A 19560-nucleotide genomic window follows, 5' to 3' on the forward strand; every position below is an offset into this window, starting at 1 on the left:
CATTAGTTTCCCGCAAGTGCTGGAGAAATGTTCACTGCAGCCGACATATTCTTATAGCACTTGGCCTTCATGTCTCTTGTCAGTCGGTGCCGCAATGATGCAACCTTGCCGCAGGCAACAGTAAAGAGGGCGAGAGCCCGGCGCGTTCAGCAAATTTCCAAGCGAGTTCCCTTCATGAAGAGCCAACCCGATGCCGCCAGCCGTATGGTGGCCGAGGTAGTGACGCAGTTGCCTGTGCCCTCGCGGCTCGGCATGCTGCGTTTCGAGCGCCTGAATGAAGCCAGCTGGGCGATGCTGTTTCTCGATCCCAACTGCGAACGCCAGTTCGGCCAGCCCGCCGTTGAACTCTGCGCCCTGGTCGGCTCGCCCTACGCCAGCCTGATGGAGCCCGAGGCACGCTATCAGCTGCACGACGCGATCCAGCAACAACTCGGCGAAAGCCCGCATTATCTGGTGCGCTACACCCTGCACACCGCCGCCGGCGCGCTGAGCATTCTCGAACTCGGCGAAGCCTACAAACAGCACAACCGCCACTTGCTGCGCGGTTACCTGCTGGCGGTCGACGACGTATTCGACGAAGCACCACCGCTGCCGTCCGTCGACCTGGAAACCCAGAATTCACGCCTGCAAATCGCCCTGGAACTCAACCAGCGTGCCCAGCAAGAACAACTGCAACATCTGGAGCGGGTGCGCGCCCAGCAGGACCTGATCCTGCTGCTGGCCCGCCAGCGCTACAGCAGCCAGAACTCCCTGCAGGAAGCCGCCGAACTGATCACCCGCTGCGCCTGCGATATCTACGAAATCGACTGCGCCAGCCTGTGGAACCTCGAAGGCCAGAAGCTAGTGCCGATCTCGGCGTACCACCGCGCTACCCAGGAATACATCCTGCCGGACGTGATCGACGTTAGCGGTTTCCCCGATTACATGGACGCGCTGCACGGCAGCCGCGCCATCGACGCGCACAACGCGATGCGCGACCCGCGTACCCGGGAAATGGCCGAAGCCCTGCGCCCGCGCGACGTCAACGCCATGCTCGACGCCAGCATCCGCGTCGACGGCCAGGTGGTCGGCGTGTTGTGCCTGGAGCAGACCGGCGTCACCCGCGCCTGGCAGTCCGACGAAATCGCCTTTGCCGGTGAACTGGCCGACCAGTTCGCCCAGGTCATCAACAACCACAACCGCCGCACCGCCACCAGCGCCCTGCACTTGTTCCAGCGTGCGGTCGAGCAAAGTGCCAACGCCTTTTTGCTGGTCAATTGCGACGGCGTGGTCGAGTACGTCAACCCGAGCTTCACCGCGATCACCCAGTACACCACCGAGGAAGTCCACGGCCAGCGCCTGTCGGAACTGCCGGCCCTGGAAAACCTCAGCGAGCTGCTGTTCGACGCGCCCTCGGCGCTGGCCAAGAGCAACAGCTGGCAGGGTGAATTCAAGAGCCGCCGCAAAAACCTCGAACCCTACTGGGGCCAGTTGTCGATCTCCAAGGTCTACGGCGACAACCGTGAGCTGACGCACTACATCGGCATCTACGAAGACATCACCCAGACCAAGCTGGCGCAGCAGCGCATCGAGCGCCTGGCCTACACCGACAACCTGACCAACCTCGGCAACCGGCCTGCATTTATCCGCAATCTGGATGAACGCTTCGCCCGAGATAGCGATACCCCGATCAGCCTGCTGCTGGTGGACATCGACAACTTCAAGCGGATCAACGACAGCCTCGGTCACCAGACCGGCGACAAACTGTTGATCAGCCTGGCCCGACGCCTGCGCAACAGCCTGAGCCCGAGCGGCAGCCTGGCGCGGTTCGCCAGTAATGAATTCGCGGTGTTGCTCGACAACACCGACCTCGAAGCCGGGCAGCAGATCGCCAGCCAGCTGCTGATGACCCTCGACAAGCCGATGTTCGTCGACAACCAGCTGATCAGCGTGACCGGCTCCGTGGGCCTGGCCTGCGCGCCGCTGCACGGCCGCGACCCGCAGACCCTGATGCGCAACGCCGGTCTGGCCCTGCACAAGGCCAAGGCCAACGGCAAACATCAGGTCCAGGTGTTCACTGAAGCACTGAACGCCGAGGCCAGCTACAAGCTGTTCGTAGAGAACAACCTGCGCCGCGCCCTGACCCAGAATGAACTGGATGTGTTCTATCAGCCGAAGCTGTGCCTGCGCAGCGGTCGCCTGCTGGGCATGGAAGCGCTGCTGCGCTGGAACCACCCGGAGCGCGGCATGATCCGCCCGGACCAGTTCATCAGCGTCGCCGAGGAAACCGGCCTGATCATCCCGATCGGCAAGTGGATCGCCCGCCAGGCCTGCCGCATGAGCAAAGCGCTGACTGCTGCCGGCATGGGCAATCTGCAAGTGGCGATCAACCTGTCGCCCAAGCAGTTCTCCGACCCGGATCTGGTGGCCTCCATCGCCAACATCCTCAAGGAAGAAGCGCTGCCGGCCAATTTGCTGGAACTGGAGCTGACCGAAGGCCTGCTGCTGGAAGCCACCGAAGACACCCACTTGCAGCTCGACCAGCTCAAGCGCCTGGGCCTGACCCTGGCCATGGACGACTTCGGCACCGGTTACTCGTCGCTCAGCTACCTGAAAAAATTCCCGATCGACATCATCAAGATCGATCGCAGTTTCATCCACGAAATCCCGGACAACCAGGACGACATGGAAATCACCTCCGCCGTGATCGCCATGGCCCACAACCTGAAACTCAAGGTCGTGGCCGAAGGCATCGAGACCGCCGAGCAGCTGGCGTTCCTGCGCCGGCACCGCTGCGACGTCGGCCAGGGCTACCTGTTCGACCGGCCGATTCCAGGCGGCGAGCTGATCCAGGCGCTCAAGCGCTACCCGCGCGGCCCGCTCTGCCTGTAAATCCCAAGGCAGTACCCGCACATTTTGCCTAGTGATTAACCGGGCATCATTGGGCACACTGGCGGTCAGACTTTTACATCCCATCCTGACTGAGAGGAACGATCATGGTTCTGCGCTCGGAAATTCTGGTGAACAAAAACGTGCTACCGACTAAAGAACAAGCTCTGCCTGGCCGCGAAACCGCAATGACCCTGCCTGAAAAGCATTTCGTGTTCGAAGACACGCCGCTGCTCGGCCCGTTTTTCGAAGACGTCGACTTCGCAATCTTCGGCCTGGGCTGTTTCTGGGGTGCGGAACGCCGCTTCTGGCAGCGCGAAGGCGTGGTCAGCACCGTGGTCGGCTACGCCGGCGGTTACACGCCGAACCCGACCTACGAAGAAGTCTGCTCGGGCCTGACCGGCCACGCTGAAGTGGTTTTGGTGGTGTATGACAAGGCCAGGGTCAGCTACGAAGAACTGCTGGCGATGTTCTGGGAATTGCACAACCCGACGCAGGGCATGCGCCAAGGCAATGACATCGGCACTCAGTACCGTTCGGTGATCTACGCGACCCATCCCGAGCAACTGGATGCGGCGCTGAAGAGCAAAGCCGTTTATCAGGCTGAGCTGTCGAAGGCAGGTCTGGGTGAAATCAGCACCGAGATTGAACAGGCGCCGACCGTTTACTTCGCCGAGACCTATCACCAGCAGTATCTGGCGAAAAATCCGGAAGGCTACTGCGGGATTGGCGGCACGGGCGTTTGCATGCCACCGAGTCTGGCAGGCAACTAAGCCCTAAAAGCATCGCGGGCAAGCCCGCTCCCACAAGGTCGTGCGCGATTCCAGAATCTGCACGAACCCTGTGGGAGCGGGCTTGCCCGCGAAGGCGTCCGATCAGACACCGTTAAACCCACCGATCAGCTTTCGGCGATCAACCAATCCATCTGCCATCCACCCTGGGTCTGACCCAACTTCTTGGACAGCCACGGCAGCAGCTCACGCAATTCTTCCTCCAGCCCCCACGGCGGATTGGCAATCGCCAGGCCAGAGCCGTTCAGGCTGTTCGGCGTGTCCAGCGGATGCACCAGCAGCTCGACCCGCAGCAACTTCGGCGCACCGGTGCCGGCCAGATCCTGATAGAACCGACGCAACGCGCGCTGATCCTTCACCGGATACCAGATCGCGGCCACAGTCTGGCGCATCCGGCCAATGGCTTCTTTCATCGACGCCGCACAACGCTGCATTTCATCGAGCTGTTCGAACGGCGGATCAATCAACATCACCGCGCGCTTCTCCTGCACCGGCAACATCGCGCGGGCGACATGCCAGCCCTCGCCCAGATGCACCTTCACCCGACGATCGCCGGCCATGTTGTCCTTGAGCAACACGCCGTCTTCGGGGTGCTTCTCGTTGAGCATCACCCGATCCTGCGGTCGGGTCAGACGCCGCGCCAGCTCCGGCGAGCCCGGGTAATAGCGCAACTGGCCATCCGGGTTCATCTCGTGCAGCACTTTCATGTAGTCGGCGGTCAGCGCCGGCAGATCCGGCTGATCCCACAACCGCGCGATGCCTTCCAGGTACTCGCCGGTACGATTCGCCTGATCGCCCTGCAGGTCATACAGACCGATGCCGGCGTGGCTGTCGAGATAGGCAAACGGCTGCTCCTTGCGCGACATCAGGGCGATGAGGCGGGTCAAGGTCAGGTGTTTGAACACATCGGCGTGATTGCCGGCATGGAAGGCGTGACGATAATTCATGGCTGCTCCTGCGAGGGCCGTGGAGTTTACCTTTTACCGGGCGGCAAGTCAGGGGTTGGGGGCTGAGTGGGTGGTCTGCTGTCGGGTACATCCTTGAGAAGCCCCTCACCCTAACCCTCTCCCGGAGGGAGAGGGGACTGAACGAGGTGAGCTTCCGGCTTGCATCGACCTGAAAGATCACCGCGACCTCAGCTTGGCCAAACGAAGTTCTCCACCGAAGTCGCAGGTCGGCGTACATCACCCAAACACCTCGGTCGGTCCCCTCTACCCCTGGGAGAGTGCTAGTACATCCGTGAGAACCCCCTCACCCTAACCCTCTCCCAAAGGGAGAGGGGACTGACCGAGGTGATCTTTCGGCTTGCATCGACCTGAGAGATCACCGCGACCTCAGGCTTGGCCAAGCCAAGTTCACCACCGAAGTCGCAGGTCGGCGTACATCACCCAAACAACTCGGTCGGTCCCCTCTCCCTCCGGGAGAGGGTTAGGGTGAGGGGATGGGATCTAAGGCTGGTCACGCAATTTGCGGCCAATCACATCCAGCACATCACAACCATCACGCAACGGAATCACACAGAGCTGGGCGAAGTCGCTGAGGATGACCGAGTCGCACTCGACCGAGCCGCGCATGCACATGTTTTCCAGGACCTGGATGACGGCGCGGATGCGGTAGTTGGCGGCGTCCATCAGGATGTCGAGCGGGGCGTGGGTGTCGATGAACAGGGTGGGCATGTCGTTGCAGTTGCTGGTCAGCGCCATGAGGCGGTTGTCGGGGTGGGGGATGAAGGGTTCGTAGGGTGGATCGGGATGCAGATTTTTCATTTGTAACCTCCATGAGTGTGAATGCGGGCCACCGCCGCACCCTCCTACAGGTAGGGTGGCAGCCATACGCAGGAGTAGGAGAACCGAGCACTCATGGACCTCGGCCACGCCGAAGCGTGTCCTGCGCACAGCCGCCGCGAACGATGTTACGGACACGATCCAAGTGCCGCAAACAAACGACAAAGCCGTTGCACCATGAGGAAGGGGCTCCTACGCCCCGTCACCGATTTGCGGTGACAGCCAAAAGACTAACCTCACACCTCATCACCCACCAGTTCACGCAAACCGCCGCAACTCGCAGGAAACGTCCGAAGCCTTTGCCCGGAAATTTCACTCTGACTCGTCCCGCAAGTAGTCCAGCAATGCCGAAGCCGACGATTCGTCCGATGCCGAAACCGCAAAAAACCTGACAACCTTGCAGCGCAAAACATCGGCGGGAAATGCCTCGAACAACGCCGGCTGTTCCTCGCTCAACCACTGCAAGGCGTTGTTGATCCGGGCATCTTCGCCGAATTGCGCCAGCAGCTTTTCCGGCACCGACCACCAAGGAAATTCCCGATTCGAGACCCGCGCCCTGCCCCCGATCTCGGCAGCCTGTCCGTTGACCAATCCTCGCGTGAGGATCGGCAGCAATTGCCCGGCATCCACTTCGGACGACTCAAGGATCGGCAACAAAAACCGCCCATCCCAAAACCGGAAGAACACCGCTTTCCCGTCCGGCATCAGCACCTGGGTCAAACTGCGAAAGTGTTCGACCACCGCCTCAAACCCTGCCGAAGAAACCGCCAGCCAACCCCAGTCACGAGACTCCGTGGTCGCCACCCAATCCAGAAACTCACTGTCCGCGTCGACGATTCCCACGTAGGGCATCACCGCATCCCACTCGGCATAAATTGTTTCCGCCCAGACCGGTTTCGTCATCTGCGCTTTCAGCGGCCAGGCCTTCAGTGGCTCTGCCGCACTGGCGCTACTGAAAATCGCGAACAACTGCTCCGACGGCTTCAGCGGCACATCCTTCAACCATTGATCAGGCTGCACAGACACCGTCCTTGCAGCGCTCGCATTCTTCGCAGAACGGTGCGTCTCCTTTAAGGCTCATGATTTGCGCGGCAGTCAGAATCGCAGCCGGTGCCGCCACCAGTTTCTCCGGCAACCCCGGCACTGTCGGCGCCGCACTCATCGCCGCCATTGGCGCACCACCCACCACAATCGGCACGCTGCTGAAGATTCCGCCGGGGCCGATGTTGATCCACTGCCCGCCCGCCTGAATCGTCGCGCTCGCCCCGCCGTCGATTACTACCTGCTGGCCGGCGCGGACGTGGAATTGAGCACTGGCGTTGATCGCTTGATTGCTCACGCGGATGTGCCGGTCGCCGGTCACCGTGAGGTGGTCGTCCTGCTTCACCTCGGTCTGGCGCTGGCCGTGGGTGATGCGCTGCTCGTCGGCCTTCAGTTCGTGTTTAGCGAGGCCAGTCACGACAACACTGCGCTGGTTATCCACCTGCACCTGCTGGTCATTCAGCACATGCTGCGTCCAGTTTCGCTGGGCCCGCAGATAGATTTCCTCGGCGCCTTTGCGATCCTCGATGCGCAATTCGTTGTAACCGCCACCGCCCGGACTGCTCTGGCTGCGGAAAATACTGCGGGTCTTGTCGGCCGGCAGATCCAGCGGCACCGGCGTGGCGGCGTTCGGCAGGCAACCCATGACCAGCGGTTTGTCGGCATCCGAATCGATGAACCCCACCAGCACTTCCATGCCGACCCGCGGAATCAGCACGCTGCCGTAACGGTCATGAGCCCAACCGCTGGCGACCCGCAGCCAGCAGCTGGAATGCTCGTTGAGTTCGCCGTCGCGATCCCAGGCCAGTTGCACCTTGACCCGACCGTACTCGTCGCAATGGATTTCACTGTCTTTCGGGCCAGTGACCACGGCTGGCTGATAACCGAGCATCCGTGGTTTTTCCGGCCCCATCGGCGGGCGGAAGAACACGTCCCACGGCGTGGCGAGAAAGGTATTACGGTAACCCCGGAATTCGTCGCCATCGCTGGTCACCGATTCCTCCAGCACTTGCGGCTGTCGGCCATGGTGCTCGATAGCGGTCAGCAACCAGAGATCATTCAAATCCTGGCGCGGATGCTCGGTCAGTTGCAGGAAATGTCCGCTGACCAAGGCAGGTTGATCGCTGCGCCCCTCGGCCTGACGGTAGTCGGCGACATGCCGCTCAAGGGTGCGCTGGGCCAGTTGCTTGCCAGTGGCGCGATCGGTGAACTGGCCGGGGAAATGGTAATCCTCCAGCACCGGGCGCTGTTCGCTTTCCACCCAACTCTGCAGCGCCAGCCGCGGTTTGGTGAAGTCGTAATCACGTCGGGTGACCACGCTGGTGCGGGTTTCCACCCGAACGGTGAAGCGCTTGATCGCCGGTGCCGCCGCAGCCATGCCGCTGCCCGGCAGGTACAGCGTCGGCTCGGCCAGACGCGGGAACACCGTTTGATCGTCGCCGAACACCAACAGATGCCCGTCCGGGCTGTGCTGAAAGTGGAAGTGAATACCGACTTCTGCACACAGGCGCTGAATGAACGCCAGATCGCTCTCGGCGTACTGCACGCAATATTCACGGGACGGGTAATCGCTGCCGAGGCGAAATTCGAAGGCATCGCGCAGGATCGCGTGATCCTTGAGGATCTGCGTCACGATCTGCGGCACGCTTTGGTGCTGGAATATTCGCTGATTGATCCGGTGACCAAGGTAGGCCAGACGCGGAACGAGGCTGACGTGATAGCGGGTCAGACGCTTGCCGGAATCCCCCTGCCCGACCCGATAGATCTGACCGTGGATACCGGAACCGTCTTCATCAAAACTCAGAAACGCCTGACAGTGCAGCAGGCTTTGAAGATCCAGATCCGGCCGTTCACTGACCAGCTCCAGGTCAAAGCGGAAGGGTTGGCTGATGGCTTCCTTGCCCGTGAACTCAAGGACTTTGAGGTCAAACTGGGCGCCTTCGACGGTCAACGTGAAACGCGGTTGATTGGCAGGCGCGAACATCCGATGTCTCTCTGCAGAATGAGGGCGGGCGATTCTGCATGAGGGGCAAGGGGTGCAGGTTGGGTGACTGAAAAATCAGATTTCCCCTACTTGAAACTTCGATCTCCCCTTCAAGAATTGGCGCATTCGACTACAGACTTTGCCTTCAGAAAAATCGCAGGCAATAAAAAACGGCCCGCTTCCTGTAGGACGCGGGCCGTTTTCTTGTGAGCCTCAGCTCATTTCCATCACTTGTTCAGACGGAAATCTTTCTCTGCCGCTTCAAAGCGCTGAACCATGCCGGCGCTCGGCTGGCCCATCAGGCTGACGAAGTAGATCGCCAGGCTGGCGAAGATGAAGCCCGGGATGATTTCGTACAGACCCAGCAGCTCGAAGTGCTTCCACACGATCACGGTGATCGCGCCGACCAGGATGCCGGCCAGTGCGCCGTCACGGGTCATCTTCTTCCAGATCACCGAGATCAGCACGACTGGACCGAACGCTGCACCGAAACCGGCCCAGGCGTAGGACACCAGACCCAGCACGCGGTTGTCCGGGTTGGCGGCCAGCGCGATGGCGATCAGTGCAACCAGCAACACCATGGCGCGACCGACCCATACCAGCTCGACTTGCGAAGCGGATTTACGCAGGAAAGTCTTGTAGAAGTCTTCGGTCAGGGCGCTCGAGCACACCAGCAGCTGGCAGCTCAGGGTGCTCATCACGGCAGCCAGAATGGCCGACAGCAGCACACCGGCGATCCACGGGTTGAACAGCAGCTTGGCCAGTTCGATGAACACACGTTCGTGGTTCTCGGTGACCGGGCCAGCAACTTCCGGGTGCGCCGAGAAGTAAGCGATACCGAAGAAGCCCACCGCCACGGTGCCGCCCAGGCACAGGATCATCCAGGTCATGGAGATGCGACGGGCGTTGGCGATGGATTTCACCGAGTCAGCGGCCATGAAGCGCGCCAGGATGTGCGGCTGGCCGAAGTAGCCCAGGCCCCAGCCCATCAGCGAGATGATGCCGATGAAGGTGGTGTTTTTCAGCATGTCGAAGTTGCCTGGATCTTGCGCTTCGATGGCCAGGAACGTGGTATCGACGCCGCCGGTGGCCAGCAGCACGATGATCGGCGTCAGCAGCAGGGCGAAGATCATCAGGGTGGCTTGTACGGTGTCGGTCCAGCTGACCGCGAGGAAACCGCCGACGAAGGTGTAGGCAATTGTCGCAGCAGCACCGGCCCACAGCGCGGTCTCGTAGGACATGCCGAAGGTGCTTTCGAACAGACGGGCACCGGCAACGATGCCGGAGGCGCAGTAGATGGTGAAGAACACCAGAATCACGACCGCCGAAATGATGCGCAGCAGACCGCTTTTGTCTTCGAAACGGCTGGCGAAGTAGTCCGGCAGGGTCAGCGCATCACCGTTGTGTTCGGTTTGAACACGCAGACGACCGGCGACGAACAGCCAGTTCAGGTAGGCACCGACGATCAGGCCGATGGCGATCCAGCTTTCGGACAGGCCGGACATGTAGATGGCGCCCGGCAGGCCCATCAGCAACCAGCCGCTCATGTCGGAAGCGCCGGCGGACAATGCGGTCACCACGCTGCCCAGGCTGCGGCCGCCCAGAATATAGTCGGAAAGGTTGTTGGTGGAGCGATAGGCCATGAAGCCGATCAGCACCATTGCTGCGATGTAGATCACGAACGTGATCAGGGTTGGATTGCTTGCGCTCATTACGTACGTGCCCTGGCTTTGTTTTTATGTAGCGGCGGCGGTTGCACCGTTTGCAGACTGACGTCTGACAGACGATTCGCACGGCCGCGCATTTATGACCAATGTTTCCCCAGGAAAGCCATTGGCCGGTACACCGGGTTTTCCCCGGTTGCACCTTGGGCGCGAATCCTATTCAACAAACTAAAACAGGTGCAACCAGTTTCTTGAGAATTAGTTGCACCTAATCGGAATTATCCCGAAAAGGCGGTTTTTTGCTCCCTTTTAGCGCAGTCAGGGACCTTTGCTAGAAGCAAAAGCACCAAGCAGGAGCAGCACTTTCGTACCAGAAATTATTTCCTGACGAGTTGCCGAATATTCCGACAAAAAAGGGTTGCACCCGGTTGCACCTCTTTCGGCTCGCGGCTAATCTTGCCGCCAGCTGTTGTCGCGCAACTGCGGCACCTATGAGGATAAAAATATGGCTACCACCACCCTTGGGGTCAAACTTGACGACCCGACCCGCGAGCGTCTGAAGGCCGCCGCAACCTCGATTGATCGCACACCGCACTGGCTGATCAAGCAGGCAATTTTCAATTACCTGGAAAAACTCGAGGGTGGTGCAACCCTGACCGAGCTGAACGGTTTGACTGCCAAGGACGCCGACGACGCGGGCGAAGTCCACACCGATCACGCTCACCAATGCTTCCTCGAATTCGCCGAAAGCATCCTGCCGCAATCGGTGCTGCGCGCCTCGATCACCGCCGCTTACCGTCGCCCTGAGCCGGAAGTCGTGCCGATGCTGATCGAGCAGGCTCGCCTGCCGGCGCCGATGGCCGAAGCCACCAACAAACTCGCCGCAACCATCGCGGAAAAACTGCGTAACCAGAAGAGTGCCGGCGGTCGTGCAGGCATTGTTCAGGGCCTGCTGCAGGAATTTTCCCTGTCATCCCAGGAAGGCGTGGCACTGATGTGTCTGGCCGAAGCGCTGCTGCGTATCCCGGACAAGGGCACTCGCGATGCACTGATCCGCGACAAGATCAGCACCGGCAACTGGCAGCCGCACCTGGGCAACAGCCCGTCGCTGTTCGTCAACGCCGCGACCTGGGGCCTGCTGCTGACCGGCAAACTGGTCTCCACCCACAATGAAGCCGGCCTGACTTCGTCCCTGAGCCGCATCATCGGCAAGAGCGGCGAGCCGATGATCCGCAAGGGCGTCGACATGGCCATGCGCCTGATGGGCGAGCAGTTCGTGACCGGCGAAACCATCGCCGAGGCTCTGGCCAATGCGAGCAAGTTCGAAGCCAAGGGTTTCCGTTATTCCTACGACATGCTCGGTGAAGCGGCGCTGACCGAACACGACGCCCAGAAGTACCTGGCCTCGTACGAACAAGCCATTCACTCGATCGGCAAAGCGTCCCACGGTCGTGGGATTTATGAAGGCCCGGGCATCTCGATCAAGCTGTCGGCCCTGCACCCGCGTTACAGCCGCGCCCAGTACGAGCGCGTGATGGACGAGCTGTACCCGCGCCTGCTGTCGCTGACCCTGCTGGCCAAGCAATACGACATCGGCCTGAACATCGACGCCGAAGAAGCCGACCGCCTGGAGCTGTCGCTGGATCTGCTCGAGCGCCTGTGCTTCGAGCCGCAACTGACTGGCTGGAACGGCATCGGTTTCGTGATCCAGGCCTACCAGAAACGTTGCCCGTACGTGATCGACTACGTGATCGACCTGGCTCGCCGCAGCCGTCATCGCCTGATGATCCGCCTGGTGAAAGGCGCGTACTGGGACAGCGAAATCAAGCGCGCCCAGGTCGAAGGCCTGGAAGGCTACCCGGTCTACACCCGCAAGGTGTACACCGACGTTTCCTACATCGCCTGCGCCCGCAAACTGCTGTCGGTGCCGGAAGTCATCTACCCGCAATTCGCCACGCACAACGCCCACACCCTGTCGGCGATTTATCACATTGCCGGTCAGAACTATTACCCGGGCCAGTACGAATTCCAGTGCCTGCACGGCATGGGCGAACCTTTGTACGAGCAGGTTGTAGGCAAAGTTTCCGAAGGCAAGCTGAACCGTCCGTGCCGTGTGTACGCCCCGGTCGGCACCCACGAAACCTTGCTGGCGTACCTCGTACGTCGTCTGCTGGAAAACGGCGCCAACACCTCGTTCGTCAACCGCATTGCCGACCAGTCGATTTCGATCCAGGAACTGGTGGCCGATCCAGTTGCGCAGATCGAGCAGATGGCGACCGTGGAAGGTGGTTTCGGCCTGCCGCACCCGCGCATTCCGCTGCCGCGTGACCTGTATGGTTCCGAGCGCGCCAACTCCAGCGGCATCGACATGGCCAACGAACATCGTCTGGCCTCACTGTCCTGCGCCCTGCTGGCCACCGCGCACAACAACTGGAAAGCCGCACCGATGCTCGGTTGCGCCTCCAGCAACGAAGCGCCGGCACCGGTGTTGAACCCGTCCGATCTGCGTGACGTGGTCGGCCACGTGCAGGAAGCCACCGTCGAAGATGTCGACAACGCCATTCAATGCGCCCTGAACGCCGCACCTATCTGGCAGGCCACCCCGCCGGCCGAACGTGCCGCGATTCTGGAACGTGCCGCTGACTTGATGGAAGGCGAGATCCAGCCGCTGATGGGCCTGCTGGCCCGGGAAGCCGGCAAGACCTTCGCCAACGCCATCGCCGAAGTCCGCGAAGCCGTCGACTTCCTGCGTTATTACGCGGTGCAGGCACGCAACGATTTCAGCAACGACGCCCACCGCCCACTGGGCCCGGTGGTCTGCATCAGCCCGTGGAACTTCCCGCTGGCGATCTTCAGCGGTCAGGTTGCCGCCGCACTGGCCGCCGGTAACCCGGTGCTGGCCAAACCGGCCGAACAGACTCCGCTGGTCGCCGCACAAGCCGTGCGTCTGATGCTCGAAGCCGGGATCCCGGAAGGCGTGCTGCAACTGCTGCCGGGTCGCGGTGAAACCGTCGGTGCCGGCCTGGTGGGCGATGAGCGCGTCAAAGGCGTGATGTTCACCGGTTCCACCGAAGTCGCCCGTCTGCTGCAACGCAACATCGCCGGTCGCCTCGATAACCAGGGCCGTCCGATTCCGCTGATCGCCGAAACCGGCGGCCAGAACGCGATGATCGTCGACTCTTCGGCACTGACCGAACAGGTGGTGATCGACGTGGTGTCGTCGGCCTTCGACAGCGCCGGCCAGCGTTGCTCGGCCCTGCGCGTCCTGTGCTTGCAGGAAGATTCCGCAGATCGCGTCATCGAAATGCTTAAAGGTGCGATGGCTGAAAGCCGTCTCGGCAACCCGGAGCGCCTGTCCGTGGACATCGGCCCGGTGATCGACGCCGAAGCCAAGGCCGGTATCGAGAAGCACATCCAGGGCATGCGCGACAAAGGTCGCAACGTGTACCAGGTGGCCATCGCCGATACCGAGGAAGTCAAACGCGGCACCTTCGTCATGCCGACCCTGATCGAGCTGGAAAGCTTCGACGAGCTGCAACGCGAGATCTTCGGCCCGGTGCTGCACGTGGTGCGCTACAAGCGTAAAGAGATCGACCAGTTGATCGCCCAGATCAATGCCTCCGGTTACGGCCTGACCCTCGGCGTGCACACCCGCATCGACGAAACCATCGCCAAGGTGATCGACAACGTCAACGCCGGTAACGTCTACGTCAACCGCAACATCGTGGGTGCCGTGGTCGGCGTCCAGCCGTTCGGTGGCGAAGGCCTGTCGGGTACTGGCCCGAAAGCCGGTGGCCCGCTGTACCTGTACCGTCTGCTGTCGACGCGTCCTACCGATGCCATCGAACAATCCTTCGCTCGCGGTGATGCTGCCGTGGCACCGGACGTTCGTCTGCGCGACGCCATGAGCAAACCGCTGACCGCCCTGAAAGCCTGGGCCGACAGCAACAAGTTCGCTGACCTGAGCACCCTGTGCGTGCAGTACGCAGCGCAGTCGCAAAGCGGTATCACCCGCGTACTGGCCGGCCCGACCGGCGAGAAGAACAGCTACGCTATCTTGCCGCGCGAGCACGTGCTGTGCCTGGCGGACATCGAAGGTGATCTGCTGACCCAACTCGCGGCGGTACTGGCAGTGGGCGGTTCGGCGGTCTGGCCGGAATCCGACACCAGCAAGGCATTGTTCGCACGCCTGCCGAAGGAAATTCAGGCGCGGATCAAACTGGTTTCCGACTGGAACAAGGACGACGTGGTGTTCGATGCGGTTCTGCATCACGGCCATTCCGACCAGCTGCGTGCGGTCTGCCAGCAGATCGCCAAGCGTGCTGGCGCCATCGTTGGAGTTCAGGGCCTGTCCCAGGGCGAGACCAACATTGCGCTGGAGCGCCTGGTGATCGAGCGTGCGCTGAGCGTCAACACCGCGGCTGCGGGCGGTAACGCCAGCCTGATGACCATCGGTTAATCAGCGACTCCGTCAGCAACATAAAAATGGGCGCCCTCACCGGCGCCCATTTTTTTGGCCTCTTCATCACCGTTATCAATCTTCCTGTTCAGCCTTTATTCGCACGCCTAGACTCGGCCCATTCCAAAAAAGGTAGGCCGCCATGTCCGAGACGCTGCTCAGTTCCCGCAATCTGGCTTTCGAGCTGTACGAAGTCCTCGATGCAGAGGGCCTGACCCGGCGCGAGCGGTTTGCCGAGCACAACCGCGAAACCTTCGATGCCGCCATCGGCACGGCGCGCAACATCGCCGAAAAGTACTTCGCACCGCACAACCGCAAGGGCGACGAGAACGAACCGCGCTACGAGAACGGTCAGGCGATTCTGATTCCCGAGGTGAAACCGGCAGTGGATGCCTTCCTCGAAGCCGGATTCCTCAACGCTGCGCGCAGTTTCGACGCCGGCGGCATGCAACTTCCTACACTGTTGTCCCAGGCCTGCTTCGCCCACTTCCAGTCGGCCAACGCGGCGTCGACCTCGTATCCGTTCCTGACCATGGGCGCCGCCAACCTGATCGAAAGTTTCGGCACCGAAGAGCAGAAGCAACGCTTCCTGCAACCGATGATCGACGGCCGCTTCTTCGGCACCATGGCCCTGACCGAACCTCATGCTGGTTCGTCGCTGTCGGATATTCGTACCCGCGCCGAGCCTGCGTCCGACGGCACTTATCGCCTCAAGGGCAACAAGATCTTCATCTCCGGCGGCGATCACCCGCTCTCGGAAAACATTGTGCACATGGTGCTGGCCAAGCTGCCGGACGCGCCGGCCGGGGTGAAGGGTATTTCGCTGTTCATCGTGCCCAAGTTTCTGGTCAACGATGACGGCAGCCTCGGCAAGCGCAACGACGTGCTGCTCGCCGGACTGTTCCACAAGATGGGCTGGCGGGGCACGACTTCCACGGCGCTGAATTTCGGCGATAACTGCGAGTGTGTCGGCTATCTGGTGGGCAAGCCGCATCATGGCTTGAGCTACATGTTCCAGATGATGAACGAGGCGCGGATCGGCGTCGGCATGGGCGCGGTGATGCTTGGTTATGCCGGTTACCTGTACTCCCTGGAATACGCTCGCGAACGTCCGCAGGGGCGAGTGCCGGACAGCAAGGACCCGACGACGGCGCCGGTGGCGATCATTCAGCACGCCGATGTCAGACGCATGCTGCTGACGCAGAAATCCTACGTTGAAGGCGCATTCGATCTCGGCCTGTATGCGGCGCGACTGTTCGATGACACCACCACGCTGGAAACCGAGGCCGAGCGCAAACAGGCCCATGAACTGCTGGATTTGCTGACGCCGATCGTCAAATCCTGGCCGTCCGAGTTCTGCCTGAAAGCCAACGAACTGGCGATCCAGATTCTCGGCGGCCACGGTTACACCCGCGAATACCCGGTGGAGCAGTACTACCGCGACAACCGTCTGAACCCGATCCACGAAGGCACTCACGGCATTCAGTCGCTGGACTTGCTCGGGCGCAAACTGGCGCAGAACGGTGGCGCCGGGCTCAAGCAGCTGATTCGCCTGATTGCCGACACCGCCGAGCGCGCGGTGGCTTACGAATCATTGACCGCACTGCGTGAGCCGCTGGAGAAACTGGTCGCGCGCCTGCAGAGCGTGACCATCGGACTGCTGACGGATCTGGCGCAAGGCAAGGTCAACAGCAGCCTGGCGAATTCGGCGTTGTACCTGAAAGTGTTCGGGCACACGGTGATTGGCTGGCGCTGGCTGGAGCAGGCGATTCGCGCGGAGGAAGGGTTGGCCAAGGGGAATGCGGCGGATGCCGACTTCTATAAGGGCAAGTTGCAGGCGGCGCGGTATTTTCTGACGTGGGAAGTGCCGGGATGCCAGCATGAGCTGGCGTTGCTGGAGGCGCGGGATGATACGTGTCTGGGGATGCAGGATGCGTGGTTCTGATCATTGACCGAGTGAAGCCTGGCCCTCACCCCAGCCCTCCCGAAACGTCGGACCGCCCGGAGGGAGAGGGAGCCGAATGGGGGATGCTTCAAAAGTACATCGACCTGAAAGTGCTTTGCCGAATCCATAATCGACTCGGTTTTTCAGGTCGATGTCTAGCGCAAGACAACTCGGTCAGTCCCCTCTCCCTCCGGGAGAGGGCTAGGGTGAGGGGGCTTTTGGCGCTCACTACATCAGGTAAGTTTGAAACCACCCATCTGCCGCGCCAGATCATCCGCCAAGCGCTGCAACATCTGACAATCCTCGCGACAAGCCCGAACCTCCCCCGCCGTCGCCCGCGCCAGATCGGAAATCCCCTGCACGTTGCGGTTGATCTCTTCTGTAACCGCCGACTGTTCCTCAGTCGCCGTCGCCACCTGATGGTTCATGTCACTGATACGCTCGACCTGCCCGGTAATCGCGGTCAAAGACGCCCCCGTACGCTGGCTCGACTCAACCCCAGTCCCCGTTGCCGCCTGCCCGGTGCGCATTGAAGACACAGCATTCTCCGCCCCCTGCTTGAGGCTGCCGATCATCTGCTGAATCTCGTCGGTAGACGCCTGAGTCCGTCGCGCCAATGTCCGCACTTCATCAGCCACCACCGCAAAACCACGCCCCATATCGCCGGCTCGAGCAGCCTCGATCGCCGCGTTCAACGCCAACAGATTGGTCTGCTCGGACACCCCGCGAATCACCGCCAGAACCTGATCGATCGACGCCACCTGATGCGCCAGCTCTCCCACTGCGCCGGCGGCAACGCCAATTTCATCGGACATGCTTTCTATATGGCGAATCGAGCCACCCACCACCTCCCGCGCCTGCATCGCTTCATCGCGCGCCGTTTGCGAGGCGAGCGCAGCGTTGCCGGCGTTCTGGGCGATTTCCTGCACGGTCAGGCCCATTTCATGGACGGCGGTGGCGACCATGTCGGTCATTTCCTGCTGACGACCGGAACGCTCGGCGGTGTTATCCACAACCCTGGCCACCTGACCTACGGCAACGCGCAGACGCTCGCTGGTGGTCAGCACTTCACCGATCATCCCGCGCTGGCTGTCGAGGAAACGGTTGAAGCCCCGAGCGAGGTCGCCCAGTTCATCGGCGCGGCTGGAATCTAACCGATGGGTCAAATCTCCACCACCGCTACCGATTGCTACCAGCGCAGCTGTTACCTGACGAATCGGTCGCACCAATCCCTGAGCCAGCCAGATCACCAGCGCCAGGCAAACCAGCGCCACCGCCAGACCGATGCCGCTGCTCATCCACATCGCCCGGCGGGCTTCGGCGTAGATCTGCGACTGTGGCACTTCGGCCACCAGGGTCCAGCCGAGGTCGCGCAAAGGCAGGCTGAAGGCGAGGAAATCTTCACCGTCGCGCTGGAAGCTGCTGTTGGTCGCCACTTTGTGGCCCATGACCGCTTGTGCCGCCGAGCCGCCGATTTGCTCGCTCAAGGTGCGCTTGCCGCTGAACTGTGCTTCGGGATGGACCTGGATCAAACCGTCGGAACGCACGAGATAGACCTTCCCGCGTTCGCCGAAGCTGAAGTTGTGGATCAGCTCCGACAGCTCTTTCATGCTCAGCCCAAGGCCCGCGACACCGACCACTTTGCCGGCCTGCTCCACCTTCAAATCGATGAACAGCGCCAGCTCTCCGGTGGCCCCGTCGTTGTCGATGTTCAGGGTTCGCGGCTGATTGCTGTCGAGGAAGGAGTAGAACCACGCATCGGCCGGTTTGTCGCGACTGAGGGTGCGATCCAGGCCTTTTTCGGTGATGTAGTGATTGGATTCGGTGCCGATGATCAGCGCGGTAAACGCCTTGTGTTCGGCGCGGATGCCTTCCAGATACTGCGCGAAGCCCGCCGTTTTGGCGGAGTCTTCACCATTGGCCAGCCAGTCGCGGACCATCGTGTTGCTGGCGATGTCCTTGGCGGCGGTGAGGGGCTGAACGAGGATTCGTTCGATGTCGTTGCGCGTCGCTTCGATGCTCGACGGCAGCGCCTGTTCGACCAGATAGCTCTGGGCGAGGCGGTTGACCACCAGGGTATAAATGCCAACCACGATCAGAATGCTGACCAGCAGGGCGGTGCCCATACCGAGGATCAGCTGCCATTGAATACTGCGACGCCAGAACTGCATGGAGCACCCCCAAAGAATAAGAGGCTGAAACACTGCAACAGCCGTGCCGATTGTATACAACGCAATCGACAATCTTATTCTTTGGTTGTGCGCAACCCCATCAACCCTGATTGATGGTCTTGGCGATGGTCTCGACCGTGGCGCTGACTTGCTCTTGGTAACGCTCGAGTTCTTCCTGATGCTGCTTCTTCATTTCAATCTGCTGCGAGCACAGATTCATCGCCGCCAGCACCAGCAGGCGATCGCCGATCAGCGTCGGGTATTTGCGCTTGGTGTCGGCCAGTGCAGCCTTGAGCATCAATGCGGCGTCCAGCAGGGTCTGTTCTTCCCCGGCCGGTGCCTTGATCGAATAGTCCTCCCCCATGATGGAGATGACTTTTACCCCTGCTGTGCCGTGGTTCATGCGCTGACAGGACCTGCGTTGACGCGATCAACCAGGGCCTGGATGCGCGCGGCGGTGGCGCCGTGCTTTTCTTCCTGTTCCATCAGGCTAAGTTGCAGGCTTTCGTTTTCATCCTTGGCCTGGGCCAGTTCCGTGGACAGGGTCTGGTTGGTTTGCGACAGGGTCTGGTTCTGTTGCACCAGGTCGCTGACGAGCTGTTCCAATTGGCTGAGGGATGCTTCCAACATTTTGATCTTCCAGGGCTTTTTCAAAGGGCGCGTACGATAAAGAAAAGTCGTCGTTGACGCCAGGGTTAAACCGGCGCAAGGCCTTGATTTTCCTGGCGGCTCGACCGTTCTTGCGAGTCTTAGAGACTGTCATCTGCCGATCTGGTTCCTGCACTTCGTCGCTTGCGTGCGGATGCGACAAATACGCGCACCGACTCAAGACTTTAGTCGTATGACCGATAAG

The 19560-nt window shown here is 61.1% G+C and carries 12 protein-coding genes and 1 pseudogene; 4 read left to right on the top strand and 9 right to left on the bottom strand.

The features are described from left to right. Positions 1–174: 174 nt before the first annotated feature. Together M5G18_RS23780 and msrA are read left to right on the top strand one after the other, a co-directional pair. Complete coding sequence (locus M5G18_RS23780) at positions 175–2871, top strand: putative bifunctional diguanylate cyclase/phosphodiesterase (RefSeq protein ID WP_273897012.1); 2697 nt, start codon at positions 175–177, stop codon at positions 2869–2871. Between the two features lie 104 nt (positions 2872–2975). Further along, positions 2976–3641 carry a peptide-methionine (S)-S-oxide reductase MsrA gene (gene msrA / locus M5G18_RS23785; protein ID WP_273897011.1) on the top strand — a complete coding sequence of 222 codons (666 nt, stop codon included), beginning with the start codon at positions 2976–2978 and terminating at the stop codon, positions 3639–3641. A 125-nt stretch (positions 3642–3766) separates the two neighbouring features. On the opposite strand, the gene M5G18_RS23790 is transcribed toward msrA, so the two are convergent. The 5 genes from M5G18_RS23790 to putP all read right to left on the bottom strand — a co-directional run bounded on the left by M5G18_RS23790 (position 3767) and on the right by putP (position 10180). Beyond that, positions 3767–4606: a 23S rRNA (adenine(2030)-N(6))-methyltransferase RlmJ gene (locus M5G18_RS23790; protein WP_007952304.1), complete on the bottom strand. Its 840-nt coding sequence runs from the start codon at positions 4604–4606 to the stop codon at positions 3767–3769. A gap of 501 nt (positions 4607–5107) precedes the next feature. After that, positions 5108–5425 carry a hypothetical protein gene (locus tag M5G18_RS23795; protein WP_273897010.1) on the bottom strand — a complete coding sequence of 106 codons (318 nt, stop codon included), beginning with the start codon at positions 5423–5425 and terminating at the stop codon, positions 5108–5110. 330 nt (positions 5426–5755) lie between these two features. Then, positions 5756–6463 (bottom strand): DUF4123 domain-containing protein, encoded by a 708-nt coding sequence (locus M5G18_RS23800; protein WP_420793303.1) that lies wholly within the window; start codon positions 6461–6463, stop codon positions 5756–5758. Then, on the bottom strand, positions 6453–8468 hold the full coding sequence (locus M5G18_RS23805) for a type VI secretion system Vgr family protein (RefSeq protein ID WP_273897009.1): 2016 nt from the start codon (positions 8466–8468) through the stop codon (positions 6453–6455). The genes M5G18_RS23800 and M5G18_RS23805 overlap by 11 nt, the downstream gene beginning before the upstream one ends. Positions 8469–8695: 227 nt before the next feature. Then, positions 8696–10180, bottom strand: coding sequence for a sodium/proline symporter PutP (gene putP / locus M5G18_RS23810; RefSeq protein WP_273897008.1), 1485 nt, complete (start codon positions 10178–10180; stop codon positions 8696–8698). A gap of 457 nt (positions 10181–10637) precedes the next feature. On the opposite strand from putP, the gene putA reads away from it, so the two are divergent. Both putA and M5G18_RS23820 read left to right on the top strand, forming a co-directional pair. Continuing rightward, complete coding sequence (gene putA / locus M5G18_RS23815) at positions 10638–14591, top strand: trifunctional transcriptional regulator/proline dehydrogenase/L-glutamate gamma-semialdehyde dehydrogenase (protein ID WP_007952309.1); 3954 nt, start codon at positions 10638–10640, stop codon at positions 14589–14591. A gap of 142 nt (positions 14592–14733) precedes the next feature. Continuing rightward, a complete protein-coding gene (locus M5G18_RS23820; protein ID WP_273897007.1) occupies positions 14734–16536 on the top strand; it encodes an acyl-CoA dehydrogenase in 1803 nt (600 codons plus the stop codon). Positions 16537–16769: 233 nt separating this feature from the next. Here M5G18_RS23820 and M5G18_RS29110 read toward each other — a convergent pair whose 3' ends face one another. The 4 genes and pseudogenes from M5G18_RS29110 to M5G18_RS23835 all read right to left on the bottom strand — a co-directional run bounded on the left by M5G18_RS29110 (position 16770) and on the right by M5G18_RS23835 (position 19337). Then, on the bottom strand, positions 16770–17615 hold the full coding sequence (locus M5G18_RS29110) for a methyl-accepting chemotaxis protein (protein ID WP_476453941.1): 846 nt from the start codon (positions 17613–17615) through the stop codon (positions 16770–16772). Between the two features lie 21 nt (positions 17616–17636). Then, positions 17637–18707 (bottom strand): annotated as a pseudogene (locus M5G18_RS29115) (cache domain-containing protein); the annotation flags it as partial. Positions 18708–18807: 100 nt separating this feature from the next. Then, positions 18808–19110, bottom strand: coding sequence for a cell division protein ZapA (locus M5G18_RS23830; protein WP_007952314.1), 303 nt, complete (start codon positions 19108–19110; stop codon positions 18808–18810). Next, complete coding sequence (locus tag M5G18_RS23835) at positions 19107–19337, bottom strand: hypothetical protein (RefSeq protein WP_064592964.1); 231 nt, start codon at positions 19335–19337, stop codon at positions 19107–19109. The genes M5G18_RS23830 and M5G18_RS23835 overlap by 4 nt, the downstream gene beginning before the upstream one ends. Positions 19338–19560 lie beyond the last annotated feature (223 nt).

The sequence above is a fragment of the Pseudomonas aphyarum genome, assembly GCF_028657055.1.
In the GTDB taxonomy this organism is placed as follows: Bacteria; Pseudomonadota; Gammaproteobacteria; order Pseudomonadales; family Pseudomonadaceae; genus Aquipseudomonas; species Aquipseudomonas aphyarum.

Excerpts from the sequence above, each read along its gene's own strand:
- M5G18_RS23780 (WP_273897012.1), top strand. The coding sequence starts at position 175 with ATGAAGAGCCAACCCGATGCCGCCAGCCGTATGGTGGCCGAGGTAGTG.
- msrA (WP_273897011.1), top strand. The coding sequence starts at position 2,976 with ATGGTTCTGCGCTCGGAAATTCTGGTGAACAAAAACGTGCTACCGACT.
- M5G18_RS23790 (WP_007952304.1), bottom strand. The coding sequence starts at position 4,606 with ATGAATTATCGTCACGCCTTCCATGCCGGCAATCACGCCGATGTGTTC.
- M5G18_RS23795 (WP_273897010.1), bottom strand. The coding sequence starts at position 5,425 with ATGAAAAATCTGCATCCCGATCCACCCTACGAACCCTTCATCCCCCAC.
- M5G18_RS23805 (WP_273897009.1), bottom strand. The coding sequence starts at position 8,468 with ATGTTCGCGCCTGCCAATCAACCGCGTTTCACGTTGACCGTCGAAGGC.
- putP (WP_273897008.1), bottom strand. The coding sequence starts at position 10,180 with ATGAGCGCAAGCAATCCAACCCTGATCACGTTCGTGATCTACATCGCA.
- putA (WP_007952309.1), top strand. The coding sequence starts at position 10,638 with ATGGCTACCACCACCCTTGGGGTCAAACTTGACGACCCGACCCGCGAG.
- M5G18_RS23820 (WP_273897007.1), top strand. The coding sequence starts at position 14,734 with ATGTCCGAGACGCTGCTCAGTTCCCGCAATCTGGCTTTCGAGCTGTAC.
- M5G18_RS29110 (WP_476453941.1), bottom strand. The coding sequence starts at position 17,615 with ATGATCGGTGAAGTGCTGACCACCAGCGAGCGTCTGCGCGTTGCCGTA.
- M5G18_RS23830 (WP_007952314.1), bottom strand. The coding sequence starts at position 19,110 with ATGAACCACGGCACAGCAGGGGTAAAAGTCATCTCCATCATGGGGGAG.
- M5G18_RS23835 (WP_064592964.1), bottom strand. The coding sequence starts at position 19,337 with ATGTTGGAAGCATCCCTCAGCCAATTGGAACAGCTCGTCAGCGACCTG.